The organism is Bacillus sp. GZB, assembly GCF_001975995.1.
Taxonomy (GTDB): Bacteria; Bacillota; Bacilli; order Bacillales; family Bacillaceae; genus Bacillus; species Bacillus velezensis.
Window position 1 is genome coordinate 351,803 of record NZ_MTQG01000010.1, and the last position, 14,596, is coordinate 366,398.

Consider the following 14,596-nt stretch of genomic DNA (forward strand, 5'->3'; position numbering starts at 1 on the left):
ATGTCCTTTGGTGCAAATATAATTGTCGGCGGTGAGTTAGATAGAGTAGGTCAGGTCGGACACCTTAATGGAGGGCGTTTAGATTACCCATTCATGCCTACTAAGACTGTACCTTACACTGAGGGGATTTTATTGGAGATCCCGGGGCAAGTTGGGGAATTTGTTACAGAATACACGCCTCCAATAGATATAGAATTGACTAGCATTGCTGTAGGTGCAAACAGATACCATCCGACCGACAGCTGGAGCGTGTTTGTTAAAGATGATCAACCTATCAATTACATCTGTAAGAATATCTATACCAAAGATGTACCGGAAGGAATTCAGCTAATGGCAGTAAAGTCAATTAAAGCTGGTGAAACCATAACTTTTAAATTCAATAATCGTGGCGGGCAGTCTAAGTATGCTTGGGTCAATTACCAAGGACTCAGGGATGACATAACCGCTCAAGGGGGTTAATTCTATGCCTTTTGTCGAAGAAACACTTAGACATGATAGTTTCTTAGATGATTTGTTTGATAAAGTGTTTAGACGCTTTAAAGATAAATCAGGTAACTATTGGTGGCAAGACTTTAATAAGAACGCTGCTAAAGTTGACCTTTATAAAATCAGTTTTGAAAAAGGTCTGTTTGTAAAAACTAGTAAAGGGTACACTCCTCCCGAGCTACCGACCGAAGGAATGCTATGCATAACAAGACACCTTATCTTTAGAAGATGGGACAATCAGTTACTTGCTTTTGCTCAATCAACAGGAGCAGTGAAAATTTCAACAGAGGACCTGCCGACAAATAAAAAGGATTTACTTAAATGGTTTGTGGATTTTTATAAGGACTTTGTTGACTACACAACCGTTTATGCATACACATTGGATAAGTATGAGGGTTATACCCATTTTATTAGCGGAGGAAAGGCAACGCCAGTAACTGTTCTAGGTGACGACAGTGGTGCTGGGGTTCATAAAGCAAGTTTAGATATTGAGTACCATAACAAAAATGACTACCACCCTGATATGAGACAGTCACCTATAATCACTATGAAACTAAAAGGCGATACTGGAGAACATGTAGCGTCCATTGGTAAATTGAACTACAAAACCAACACAAACTGGTGGGCCGATTCTTTAATACAACTTAGAGGCGTTTTTGATGAGACCAGTGCCTTCTTCACATTGAAAGTTGACTCTGCACCGATGTGGGAGGATAACGGAGTAACCTTGGTCCCTTTCTTTTTCGGTAACCTTATAACCAAAAACACAACTAGGTCCAATGAAACTCCGATAGCTATGTTAGGGGGGACGCAGGTCGGGAAATTCTTCGACTTCGATAACGTAGAAGAAAAGACTGATACACTTCAGCCGATTACCCGCAATTACGTTCACCATCCTTCAAACGGAATTGATTCAGTTATGGTGAAAAAGACAAAGTATGGTTCTAGATACCAGGAACATTTTCTTCGTTGGAATGCTCCGCCTAACCAAATGCCTCCTACTAGAGAAGAGTTAAGAAAGGTTAAAAAATCTTTAGGAACTGACCAAGAAGAAGAGTTTGCAAGAAAATACCCTAGAGCATGGAACTACCTACGTTACGGTTACTATAACTACGGTTTCCATCCTTCAAGATATAGTGAAAAGATCCACTCATCTAGGGCGACAGTTATGCACCCTGAGGACGGCGTCATAGGGCATATACCTAACATTGTATTAATCCCTCTTATTAATTTAATGGAAGGGGATAGGCTGAAATTTCCTCACTGGTGTGGGGATTGTGATGAATTGCCGTACAATCCTCAGACCCCCACCGAATCAACCCAAAGCCCTTGGAGTCCCCAGCCAAATGACGAGGAACCTACCGATCAGGGAAACCAACCGGAGGAATACCGGTTCAATTATTTATGTGATGGTTCGGTGCCAGTAAATACAATTAGCAATGTTTATTGGAAACCTTCCCCCGCTACTCAGGAGTACATGCTAAATAATGAGCACGGTATTGGCCGGGAATTGAGTGTTACGTTTTGGGAAGGGCGAAACGATTGGATAGACTTCTTTTATGACGATTCCTCAAAGTACAAGCTTACCAACTCTAAAATAAATGTAGAGGATTATCACAAACTTCTATGGAAGACCATCTCCGACGCCCAGGCTGGAAAAGTAAATTTAGACAAGACATGGTTAGAATTTAGGGACTGGTCTGCTGATAATTTATCGTGCTTGTCAGATCTACAAAAAGCCTCGATCTATATGTCAGTAAAGTTACAAAAACCAGTGAGCTTTTTCCCTGGTTCGGAGGGGTTTTTGTCAGGAGATACATTAGACAAGATGGCCCCATTGATCAGCAAAGTACCGGGCGAGGTTTATGACTGGATGGATTTCAACAACGTATATGCGGAAGATGAATCTGACAGTGGGATAGTAGGTGCTTGGGTTTTGGATAATGCGGTAACTGTGTCTTACACAGATGGTACAAAAGAGAACATTCTTTCTACATTCCGGTCACTAGTTAATTTCGAACCAGAACTCTTGAAATATCCTTTATCAGCAGCCAAGGCACACAGACCTTATGACTACATTAAATCGGCAAACGGTTTCGGGAATCCTGCGGTAGGTGGTGAGTATTTAACCTACTATAAAGAAGAAATGACAGATGATAATTTTGTTCCATTTGTAGCAGCAGAGGTAGCAATTCACGAGATGGGTCACGCTGTATCTAACTATGGCTTGGATAAGTTAGGGGTTAAGTTGCACGAAATGGATGAATGGTTAAAAATCAGCGGTTGGGTTAGAAAGTCTGATGGTACTTTTGATGAACTTACCAAAAGCAGTGCAGGGACTGTCTTAGACAATGGCAAGCTGGCTCCCGTATCTGACTATGGTTGCATTGGGCCAGCAGAGGATTTTGCGGAAGCCTTTATGATGTATGCCATTAACCGCCCTTTCTTGCGTGACAAGTTCTCGGCAAAGCATGACTTTATTATGGATCAGTTAAAGGCAATGGGAATAGACCCTAACCTTTAGAATAGGGGGATTACGATGATACTTAAAATCACAAGAGGTAAGAACTTCGCTTTCATTGACAATGAGGGCGAAGTCCTACACCAAGTGAAGATAAGCGGAAACAACGATGTGATTGTGAAGTCTCTGAATAACATTATAAATGTAAAGACAGGTGTTCGATTTAAAGGCGAGCTTGTAGGAATTCCCGATGAACTGGTTTTGAGAAAGGAAGGCCAACCTGTTGAAGTAAATAAGGCGAGTAATATTTATTTATCAGAGTATTTGACGAGAGATTTAAAGTTGCAAGGTTTTGATGTAGAAGTAATAAAAGAATAGAGGTGGAAGTCTATGGCGATTACTCCAATTCCTGATTTAGCTATTCCGCAAAACGTAGGGTACACAGATACCGATTCAAACCCAATCATTCACTCCATAAGATGGAGACACCTACCTTCAAGGCACATATTCCCTGATGTGCATGATGTAATAACTTACCACCAAAAAGGTCCGCTTGTAATAGATATACAACTTCATAGTGTATCGTATCTTGATATTTATTGCTTAAAGAGTGCGGGAATCGTGTCTGCCAAGGCCTTCTTGCGATTCGTTACAGAAACAGATAATACCTTGGTCGAAGAACCTTACCTCACTGGGGAGGGCGGTAAAACAATTTCTTTGGAGAGTGACCCCAATAATCCTGACCTTCTTGTAATGAGGGGTATCGCCTTTACTCAGAAGGATCTAGGAGACGGTACCCCTATGTACGACTTCATGAGTATGACAAAGGAAGGTATATACGAGGTATGGTTAAAATGTGTTACAGACACAGCCAAAGAGCTTCATATTCGTATCCCATTTCAATGGGCAAACCTATACGGTGAAGACCCAAGTACGGGAGGAGGGGAGGTTCCATCAGAATCAAAAGATCCACCGAAAGTGGAAGGACCTCTTCATGTACAATTTGATGAATACTATTTAACAATAATTGAGGGGGACTCACCTTTCACCAAACGACCGTCTACTCAATTTAGGATGGCAGCCATAGGGATTCTGCAAAACGCCTACTGCTACGAAAGGATTGCAACACCTCCGTTGGAGATCATAGATAAACCTGCTGAAGACCCTTTAATTGGAGATGAACCTCCGGAGCCATGTGGGCTAAAGATAACACCTCAGCATTTAGAAGTTATGCTTGGAGAGAAAGTTAAGTTTTCTTTAATCCACTCAAATAAATCGGGAGTTTTAAAGGTGGCCGTTAAAATTGACAAAACAGCTTTAGAGGACCTAGGGGAGAGGGAGTTTAAGACCCTGCGGCCTGGGACGTTTTCAGTAAAGTTTATTGTAACGTATGAAGATGGTCAGCAATGTACGGTAACTTCAACTGTTGTCGTAAAATCCAAACCTAATGGAAGCGACGGTAACGGCGGAAATGGAGGGTCAGGGGAAGATGGTGGACCAGGCGATACCGGTACTGGTGGAGATGGCGGCACTGGCGGAGGCGGCACTACTGACCCTGAACCTGATCCAAAACCAAATGACCCGGCTCCAACCGCCTATTGCAGCGATGTCATCAATGGTGACTCAGGGTACAACAGTAGGAAGTTCGATGTCACAGAATCAGGAGTATACTATATTGAATATAATTTCTTTAGTGAACCTGATGAGATGTTTATATACGTGGGCGGAGTATTAAAACATAGGACAGGGTTTCACGCATATTCAGAGAAAAGCCCGTTCGGTTTTAAGTACAAACCTTCTGATGGAAAGTTAAAAATTACAATGAACAGAGAAAACGAAGGCACTAGATGGTCATATACATTGTACTGCCCTAGTTCCGTTCCGGATGAGGTTAAGGCCAATGCATCAATTGTTTTTTAACGATAGGTCGTTAAGCGATGGTTTGTGGAAACTATAATGTTTGAAGAAGTTGACCGCAACTTGGGGTAAGTCAATAACGATAAATATGGGTGAAGGGGGCGAGGACATAACTTCCTCGCCCTTTTCGCGTAAAAACTATTGAAAGTAGGTGTATGTATGCCGTATATCGATAACGCTCCTGCGCTCTCCCCCTACAAAATTCAAGAAGGCGAGTTACAAAAGGGCTTCAAGAACCTGTTGGTTAAGCATGGTTGGACTGTAGCGTTAGAGTTTAAAAAAATGGTTACCTCAGTTCATTTTGTAACGGAGCACGACATAACAGGTCGCCATAATGACAGATTCTTAGTAGCAAACCACGTTGTTTTAAGAAATGCAAGAGGGGACTTGTTGGGGGTAGCTGTTGTCGCTGATTGGGAAGACTACACAGATCATGTGAATGGGTTCCCATACTACAACGTCTTTAATTCAGCAGATTCAGAAAAAGAAACCCTTATTACTTACATGTCGGAAGCATTTGAGAAGCATAAAAAAGAAACCACTCTTTACTTCTATATGTTGGATAAGGTACCTAATATCGATGAGAGTGGCGTCGTATTCACCCCATGGGGGACTGAGTCAGAAGACGAGAAACGTCTAAGAATGGTGCTTGACGTGGAAGTTACAGGTGTCGGCTTTAAATCAACTAACGCTGGATCAGAGTTTGTAAAGACTGCTGACCCGTTAGTTATGCAGTCTCCTATAGTAGAGACAGCGCTTCGTGCGAAATTTTTAGAGAACCTTGAATTTCCTTTTATGGACACTAATTGGTGGGGAGATTCTGAGATAAGTGTTAGGGGGCACTTGGATAGCAAGAGCATGTTTTTGACTCTACAAGCCGATGTAACTCCGATGTGGGAAGACAATGTTGTTCCATCTGTACCTTTCTACTTTGGTGACATTGAGGCAGTGGATGAAGGCGATCCAGCAGTTGCGATGTTTGCAGGGACAGTGCCGATGGGTTCCACATCTACCGAGGTATCCCACTATGATTTTGACGATATTACGTCAAAAGGTGGGAAACATATAATGCCCTTGCTTAAAAAGTATCCGTCAAACCCGTCAAATGGAATTGATTCTGTTTTAATAAACAGAACTAAGCTAGGGGCTAGATACCAAAGTTACTTCCTTTCATGGAGTACCGCGGCTCAAGATATGCCCCCAACCAGAGATAACGGTAACCCTGACGATTTGAAAGATTACCCACGTGCGTGGGGGAGAAACGGATACCAATTCAATCCTTCTAGATATTCGGGAAAGGTTCAAACTTCTCACATTTACCTTATCCACCCTGAAGAAGGGGTGCGGGGACATCTAAGTAAAGCAGTTGGGTTGAATGCAACAAACCTAAATTCTAGTGAGCTGCGTATCCTCAGAGACAGTTCACCTGATACGGTCTATGACGTGTACCAGTGTGTACCTATAAGCGCCGTATCCCCTCTGACAAAAAGACCAGCAACTCACTTCCGACCTATGGGTTTGGGGATTTATAAAGAAGAATTAAAGCAGAACGGTACTGTTAAACCTAACCTCACAGACAAAAAGACGCCAGGGAACGTCAACGAACTTAAACTCATCAATCCTCAGCCCGGTCAAGTTAAACTGTCGTGGATTAACCCCAGCGATACCGATTTGGCAGGGGTGGAGATATTCCTTAACGGTGAGAAGTACGTTGAGGGTGTAACTGGTGTGACTGAATACGTCTTCAAGGGATTAAATGCAGGTGAAGTTACTTTTAAGGTTGTTTCTGTAGATTATTCAGGGGATAAGTCAACAGGTAGCGAAGTCACTAGTGATGTCTCATAGTAGACAACCAATGGTTATATCTAGACAGGTGTTCCCTATAATAGGTTTACCTGTAGTGCTAGAGGTATCTAAATTTTAATACCTCTAGCATTCTAATAATTAGAAGAGAAGGTGAAGTTAATGCCGTATATTGACTCGACCCCCAAGGAAACTCTTTTAAAATTCGAGGAAGACAATTTACAGGATGTTTTCGGTAAAATGCTTGCTGAAAATGGGTGGGTCAAGGCCAGGTCTTTTTATAAAGCTGTAGTAGACGCACGAGCTTATGTCTCAGGTTCTAGAAAAGCAAATTACGCTATTGCTAAACATGACATCTTTAGGAATGCTGACGGTAAGCTACTCGGTTTTGCAACAGTAGCTCAGTTTTATTTATCCTACCTGACTGATAAAACAGATCCAATCAGGAGAATAAATGATGAACAAGACCCTAAAGATATAAATTTTGGTAAGACACCTTCGTGGGAAGAATGGGTTAAGAATAAGTTTGCTGAAGCGTCTAGCAAAACTAACCTATATTTTTACATGTTAGAGAAGTTACCGAATTCTAATTACGCTTCTAACGATAGTATAGTATCTATCATTACTGCCCCTGGTATGGGAGGAACTGCGTACAATTTTTCACGAGACATTGACCGACTTAATTGGTACGAATGGTGGTACGGATATTCGAGTGAAGACAGCGCAAATGATCCTGAAGGTTCTGATATGGAATTTGATGGACATTATACATCAGCGTCACCTTACCATGTTATCCGATCTGCTCTGGATATTGAGGTGCTTGGGACCGAATTTTCAAGAGGTTTAGAGACATCCTCATTAGAACTTGCAATCACAAAGGCAGATCCCCGTGTAATGCAGTCACCGATGGTTAAAACAACATTGAGAGCACAATTTCTAGAACACATAAATAATCCAGTTTGGCATACCAACTGGTGGACGGATTCAGAGATTAGGGTTAGAGGGTACGTGGACAGCAGGACAATATTTCTAATCCTGCAAGCGGATAACGCACCTGCGTGGGAGAGTAATTTAGTTCCTACTATCCCTCTTTATTTCGGGAGAATAAACTCTACTGAAGGAGAAGGTGACGAAGGGTACGCTTTATTCGGAGGAACTGTCCCTCCAGCTAGTAAAACCACTGCTGCGAATGAGGCCACGGCTTTAGCTCGGGACATTACATCAAAATCGACTCAGATACTAGTCGACAATGGGGAAAGATTACCTGAAGCACCGACCTACTTGGTTATAGGAAACAAAGGGACAGGAGAAATTGTAAAACTGCTTCAAAAATCAGGAAATCTGTTGCTTGTAGAGAGGGAACAGCAAGGCACAATAGCACATGCAATCGACACTAAGAATACAGTTGTGCAAAAGCTCACCACAAACAGCCAAAGTGCTGACAACGAAACTATCGTTTCAACTTTTGATTTTGACGATCCAGGGGCGAAGGTTGGCGAGACGATTCAACCGTTGCTGAAACTTTACCCGAATCACGCGTCAAATGGTGTAGATTCTGTTATGGTTTCTCGCTCTCGTTTTGGTGCCCGTTACCAAGCTCACTACCTCTCGTGGGGCGCACCGCCTAATCAGCTACCTCCCACAAAGATGACAGCTCGAAACAGGAAATACCCTAGGGCTTACGAGTCTATGGAAAACACCAGTAATTACAAATACCAATTCAATGCTTCGCGATATTCGAATAAAATTCACTCTTCAAGGATTGCTGTAGTCCATCCTGAGGAAGGGGTGAGAGGGTATTTAGACAAATCAATTGGTTTCAATGCACAAAGTGTTAACGCTGCTAATTTAAGAGTCAGAAAGACTAATTGCCCTGAAAAAATTTACGAGATGTATAGGTACTTGAGTATTGGGGCTGTCTCTCCGCTTACAAAGGTTCCTGCTACACCGTTCCGTCCTGTAGGGTTAGGGATATATGCCGAGGACTATAACCCAAACGCAGTGCCTCACGACATCGAAAACGATATAACACCTCCTGATGAAGTCGTAATCACAAAGTCAAGTAGCCCCCAGGCTCAGACAATAATTTTGGAGTATACGTTACCAACTGACGCAGACTTGAGTTATATCAATATCTATGTTGACGGATTGCTTTATGCAAAAGGTATAACAGGAACTAATCGGTACATGGTGACGGGATTGGCCACAGGATTTTCTCCTGAAATAAAAATTACAACCGTAGATCTAGCTGGCAACGAGTCAGTTGGTGTAGTAGCCCCGACAGTGGCAGTTTCTTAACAACAAAAAGAGGTGATCAAGAATGTCGAAAATAAATGTGGATGGGTTCTTTGATGTGGATTTGTCGGTTCAATTACTTCCGACTGATCTAGAGGCATTGTTTAATGCGGGGGGATGGAGCACCTTAGGCAAATACCGATCATTTGCGCCCTTGACTAATAAAAATGGAGTTAAGGACCCTTATCGTAAAACTTTTGCAGAGACCTACTTATTTGAATCAAAGGGCAGTGATAATCAGCACCGTTACTTTGGGTTTACAGCAGGTTACGGTGGAAAAGTAACCCCGTTTGGTGAGGAGCCAGTTATCTCTAAGGACACGTTTTTAGGGAAGTTGAGTGATGTTACACCAAGTGGTGCAAAAAAACCAAATACAGTTTTTGAAGTAAAGGTTAAACCGGCAGTACCATCCAGCGTCATCTTGTACCGAGAGAACGGGGAAATGTTGAAACCGACCGAGACTCCCTATGTTGTGGACGGGGAAAAAGGGACAATAACCTTTGAAGAAAGTCAGTCAGGCGTACTTAGATCTACTTACGCACTGACTGACAATGCCCCCGACGTCGTCAAAAGGTTGTGGTTTTTTACTTTCGAGGGGTTTATTCCAACTAAGTTAATACTTCGATCGGAAAATCCAAATCAGGCAGAACTGTTAGATGAAGCAGAAAGAGTTTTTAGATTTAAAATCTTGCCCGGGAATCAACGGATCAGGGAAAACTCTTACAAGTTTTACGAAACTGTTGACGGTACTGATCCTATCGATCCTTCTGATTATACGGTCAACCATGATGAAGGTACTGTAACATTTAATGAGGGGACAGAACCTTTAGCGGTATACGCTGATTACGAAATCGAAGCGATTAAAGATTCTAGCGGCAGTTACGGTGATATAGAAGTAGTACCTTTCAACCCAACAGTACCGACGGAATTGATGGGTGCTGCTTATAATGCAGTCCGTTTTATTTATCCATCCATCCCTACAGCGATTTCCTTCATACCTCAGGAAGAACTGGGGTTAGGGTGGGGACGAGATTCTCAAGTCTATTTTTGGGGGAATATTACTAAAGACCGTATCGTATCTTACTTTAGGCTGGACCCTGCCCCTGACCCCGAGAGCACATATTTCGCACCATTGTATATTGGACGTCTCTCCACTATCGGGAAGACTCCTAGGTTAAACAACGTACTTATCGGAGGCTCTAGATCCGAAGATGAAATAGAGTACAGCTCAGGATTGAAGATCGGGAGAAATAAAGTGGATTATGGGGTCAATACATCTAACGGAAACAGTTCGGTTATGGTGCAGCGTACTGTAGGAGGGGCGATGTACCAAAAACATTATCTTGCATTTATTACACATGACGCTGATGTTGACCCGAGTAACGAATCTCGATTTAACCCGTCAGTGTACTCAGGTAAGTACCATATTTCCCCGATGTATATTGTCCATCCCGCTGACGGGTACGTTGGGAGGCTAGACGAAGTTTACGCTATCCATCCTAAGAATATTGCTCAGCTCGATGAATTAGAGGTTAAAGAGACATCGAACAGCGAGCACGTTGGTACAGGTGATGGAGTCACTAAGGAATTTCATTTATTCCATAAACCCGTAATAGACGGTGACATTGAGATTCGTCTTGTCAGTGACACAGGATGTACAACCCTAACTCAAGCTGAATATGTAGAGTTTGATCCTAACACTCCTCCCGAGGAAGGAAAGTTTACAGTAGATGGGTCTAATAAAAAACTAATTCTAGGGGCAGCGCCGATTGACGGCATTGAAGTCATTATGGACTATAACTACGAACAGACTTATCGGTACACCTTAGCCGATACCCCAAGAACGCCGTTTCTCTTAGCAAATATGACTCCTTATGCACCGATTGGGCTTGGGTTTTTGAAAGAAAATTTATAATAACCTCAACAGAATAAACTCTTGGTTCGACCACTAGTGTGGAAGCAAGGGATATTCTTTGGAAAGGTGGGTGGTGGACGATGAGTAAAAGCAAGCGCTATTTACTCAGTTTCACTACCCTTTTTTATACTAAAAAGGGTTATGTACTAATGTTTAACCGCCACGAAAACATCTCCAATACTAACCACGTACCTGTATCTTTCGAACCTTGGAATAGGTATAGCGCTTGGGTGGCGAGGGACATCAAACTAGGTACTAAAGTGAAACGAAAGGTAAATACTGATTCCGAAGTTAGCGTTGAAATGGAAAGTATAATTGAAGGGTCTCAACCTACAATATTGAATCTTGGGAATGCACATTCTATAGCAGATACCGACAGTGAAATCGAAAAGGGAGCCAAGACCTCCAACAAAGGTTCTTTATTTAAGCAGGAGGTCAGCCATCCCCTTAATCAGAAATATGTATTACTCGCAGACCAGGTAGCTGCGAAGAACATAAAACAAACTTCCTCAATGGGGTTCCAGACGGAAGGTGTTAAACAAGGTGACGGCCAGATAATTGAACAGGACATAGTCGATTACCTTAAACTCAACCTGGAAGCGAGATTGCCGTCGGATTTGACGGGTTTCAGCCCAATACCCTTTTACGGCTTTGATCAGTCACCTGATACTGGACTATCAATGTTTACTGGAGATAAGCCGCATGAAGTAAACGATCTACTTGTGGTAAGGGTTGGGGAAGTTCAGTCAGATACAGAAAAAACTGTATTTGTCGTTGATAGAATGGAGGCCATTACTCACCGGCTATACAGTAGTAATCTAGAGGCCGTGTACAATGCTGGGTCAAGATTTAATACCATAAAGACGGAGACTGCAAAGGGGTTTGAGAAATCTGAAATAATTGAGCTGAGCATATCCGACTCAAGGACGTTTATCCATCGATCGGAGGTAGATGAATTAAAGGGAGGCTCCAAGTCCATACCTATAATTCTAAGCAGTGTAAGTGGAGTAGTTAATTCAAGGATTTCACCTCTATTGGCCTTTGAGGATAAGGGTTCTTTCTCCGACCTTGTTAAAGTTGCGAGATTCAACGAACCATTCACCACGCCAATAGGGATCACCTATGGTTTGGAAGAATCAGACCAACAACAATCAAGTTTAGTAAAGCAAAGTGAGAAACTTTACACTGAGGGGTTAGATGTCAATGTAGTCAACTACACAGGTCCGCCAAAAGACATGAGTGAGTCACAAGCGACAACGCATGTTTTGTGGAGTGAGCAAAGGCCGACAAAGTTGGAAAACTCTTCAACTTATGTGCAGCAGTCGGGTAGCTCGAAGATCTCGAAGGGTTTTGAATATAAAAAGATCTCATCAGGTAGTGGTGAGGCATTAGATAAAACTCAACCTAAAAGGGCGGGTTCAATAGAAGACACTTATTCAATGAGTGACGGAAACAATGCCGATAAAGGTGAGATTCTCATCGGAAGTAGAGGAGAAAATAAAGTAACTGCCGGAGTAACCCTAAAAGCAGAATATACAGAGCTTACGGAAAATTTTCAAGATGTGGAGCTGTATATCAGAGAGGCAGGGGACTTAACTGACCCGTTTTTTGATGTAACGCTTGAATCCTCTGAGCACATGAGTCAAAACTCTTCTGGCGATGGGTTACTTGAGTCAGGGATTATAGGGGAAGCGGCAAGTAGAGAAAATGAAGTTCTCATTGACCAAGGTGAGAATTTTAATGGCGCATTAGAAAAGGAAAGTAAAATTGAATACGGTTCGTTAGTGGATTATACGGATGAAGAATTTGCAAGTGAAGTAACTACAGAGGAAAAGGCTCTGCCTCAAACAAGGGTATTTGATTGGGGGACATTAGAGTTTAACTCCAGCTATGCTGCTGATAGTTATCATGGTATAGAAATTGAGTCGGGTTTGTCATCTATAGTAGACGAACAATACCTCGAAAGTGAGCTGAGTAGGTGGGATACACCTCATAAGAGAGAACCATCTGTCGACGTTGTTATTCAACATAGAGAAAAAAATGAAGAATCGGAGATCGTGTCGGAAGCACCCCTATTCTCGCAAACCTCTGCGTATGCCGTTGAAGACGCTCAGGATACCTTCACCACCTATTTAGAGGAGAGTTTAGTATCAAACAATGTACTTGATACTTCGCTACTTGAGACAGATTCCCTCAATACCCGACTGTCCGATTCTTGGATTGAGCTGGAGAGTCAAGATCAACTTTACTTGAAAAGCTACTCAAGTGAAGCGGATATAGGTAGACAACCTTTAGCGGTAACTAAGGGCGATAGTGATGTTCTTATTGAAAACGCCAAAAATGCAATACTGGGCTATACGGAATTTGAGGTAACGACTGAGTCTCAAGATATACCATCTCCTGGAGAGAGTATACGCACTACCGTGATTGAAGGTTCAGGGAGAAGTACAAAACGAAGCACAACAAAAGAAACGATAGTAAGATCTTCCGTTGAAGCTGAATCATCCGAACCGAGTGAGAATGTGGAGGTGGATGGGGATGATGTAAGTACCCTGAATCAACTAACTTTAGTTTCGAGTATAGAGGAGGAAGTAACCGAAGCTTCTCATGTAAGTAGTTTAGACGTCCTCTATGAAGATCTAGATAGCTACTACTTAGATGAAATTGAGAAAACTTTATTATTAGATCCTACCCTAGAGGCTGTTTCAATACAAGATAGCACAGACATCACCTTAGACAGCTACAAAAAAGCAGAGGGTAAGGAAAGTGTCGTAGACCTCTACAATCAATACCACTTAACGTTATCCAATTTAGAGGGAACAGAAGACTTCACTCTTGACTTTAGCATTCTGGGTCAGACTAAAAAGGATTTAGACTTTGTGATAGTGAATCCTAATCACGGTAAAACTGAATCCACATCCGATATTACATTAGAATCAGGAGACAGATGGACACGAGAGAGTGAAGAAGTAGACCTTGTAGTCGAAGGAACTGATAGATCGGGTGCAACAAAAGACGAAGAAATCGAAGCGGTAGATTTTAGTTTATCAGTTTCAAAGAAAGAGTCAGAAGTCACTCTAGTTGTGCAAGATAACGCTAACCCTAGTATGGAATTAGACTCGTTTGTTGAAGAGCATTCTCTGTTTACATCGTCTTACACATTTGAGGATGGCGTATTAAATAAAGATGAGATCGTCGAAAAAGGTAGCCGCCGGTTAATAAGTATCACAGAGGAGGAAGAGTCTGAGAAAAACACTGAACGAATCTTAGGGCTTTACGAAGATGACGAAGCAGATAAGAGTAGGTCGTCTATAATGTCTATGGATATGGAGAACACGGCAAATAGTTCTTCATCATACCGTATTACAATCGAGGATGAAGAAAACAGTAAACGAGAATCCGCAGGGGAAATCCATATAAATGTTGACGAAGTAACAGACAAAGCCAAATCATTCTTGATTTCTGTCTCTGGTGAGGACGAAGGACAGAAAGACCGTCTATCTATCTTAGAGTTAACTAGAGAAACTTTCTCAGAAAAACCAAATAGGGAGTATTCAGTAGAAGAAGTTGATGATGATTTAGGTATTGGGTTATTACCTCCTGAACCGCCTTGGAAAGATCCTGGAACTGACTTGAATAAAAAAGGTAAGGTTTGGCTGCTAATGGGTAAGAACTACCCAGCGTGGAATAATTGGGACAGCAAGAAAACTAGATAGGGG

General features: G+C 42.1%; 8 protein-coding genes. All 8 read left to right on the forward strand.

Annotation, left to right across the window (positions count from 1 at the left end):
* The 8 genes from BXO87_RS02065 (at position 1) to BXO87_RS02100 (ending at position 14,593) form a co-directional block, all read left to right on the forward strand.
* The gene (locus tag BXO87_RS02065; RefSeq protein ID WP_076851140.1) at positions 1–459 is read left to right on the forward strand and encodes a hypothetical protein; all 459 of its coding nucleotides are present in this window, start codon (positions 1–3) and stop codon (positions 457–459) included.
* Between the two features lie 4 nt (positions 460–463).
* Positions 464–3,010: a hypothetical protein gene (locus tag BXO87_RS02070; protein ID WP_076851141.1), complete on the forward strand. Its 2,547-nt coding sequence runs from the start codon at positions 464–466 to the stop codon at positions 3,008–3,010.
* 15 nt (positions 3,011–3,025) lie between these two features.
* Complete coding sequence (locus tag BXO87_RS02075; RefSeq protein WP_076851142.1) at positions 3,026–3,325, forward strand: hypothetical protein; 300 nt, start codon at positions 3,026–3,028, stop codon at positions 3,323–3,325.
* 12 nt (positions 3,326–3,337) lie between these two features.
* On the forward strand, positions 3,338–4,867 hold the full coding sequence (locus tag BXO87_RS02080; protein WP_076851143.1) for a hypothetical protein: 1,530 nt from the start codon (positions 3,338–3,340) through the stop codon (positions 4,865–4,867).
* A gap of 156 nt (positions 4,868–5,023) precedes the next feature.
* Positions 5,024–6,709 (forward strand): hypothetical protein, encoded by a 1,686-nt coding sequence (locus BXO87_RS02085; RefSeq protein ID WP_076851144.1) that lies wholly within the window; start codon positions 5,024–5,026, stop codon positions 6,707–6,709.
* Positions 6,710–6,829: 120 nt separating this feature from the next.
* Entirely contained in the window at positions 6,830–8,965 is a 2,136-nt protein-coding gene (locus BXO87_RS02090; protein WP_076851145.1) for a hypothetical protein, read from the forward strand.
* Between the two features lie 22 nt (positions 8,966–8,987).
* Positions 8,988–10,877 (forward strand): hypothetical protein, encoded by a 1,890-nt coding sequence (locus BXO87_RS02095; RefSeq protein WP_076851146.1) that lies wholly within the window; start codon positions 8,988–8,990, stop codon positions 10,875–10,877.
* 80 nt (positions 10,878–10,957) lie between these two features.
* Positions 10,958–14,593 carry a hypothetical protein gene (locus BXO87_RS02100; protein WP_076851147.1) on the forward strand — a complete coding sequence of 1,212 codons (3,636 nt, stop codon included), beginning with the start codon at positions 10,958–10,960 and terminating at the stop codon, positions 14,591–14,593.
* Positions 14,594–14,596 lie beyond the last annotated feature (3 nt).

What these genes read in the sequence shown, in the direction of transcription:
- BXO87_RS02065 (WP_076851140.1), top strand. Translation starts at nt 1, where the DNA reads ATGTCCTTTGGTGCAAATATAATTGTCGGCGGTGAGTTAGATAGAGTA.
- BXO87_RS02070 (WP_076851141.1), top strand. Translation starts at nt 464, where the DNA reads ATGCCTTTTGTCGAAGAAACACTTAGACATGATAGTTTCTTAGATGAT.
- BXO87_RS02075 (WP_076851142.1), top strand. Translation starts at nt 3,026, where the DNA reads ATGATACTTAAAATCACAAGAGGTAAGAACTTCGCTTTCATTGACAAT.
- BXO87_RS02080 (WP_076851143.1), top strand. Translation starts at nt 3,338, where the DNA reads ATGGCGATTACTCCAATTCCTGATTTAGCTATTCCGCAAAACGTAGGG.
- BXO87_RS02085 (WP_076851144.1), top strand. Translation starts at nt 5,024, where the DNA reads ATGCCGTATATCGATAACGCTCCTGCGCTCTCCCCCTACAAAATTCAA.
- BXO87_RS02090 (WP_076851145.1), top strand. Translation starts at nt 6,830, where the DNA reads ATGCCGTATATTGACTCGACCCCCAAGGAAACTCTTTTAAAATTCGAG.
- BXO87_RS02095 (WP_076851146.1), top strand. Translation starts at nt 8,988, where the DNA reads ATGTCGAAAATAAATGTGGATGGGTTCTTTGATGTGGATTTGTCGGTT.
- BXO87_RS02100 (WP_076851147.1), top strand. Translation starts at nt 10,958, where the DNA reads ATGAGTAAAAGCAAGCGCTATTTACTCAGTTTCACTACCCTTTTTTAT.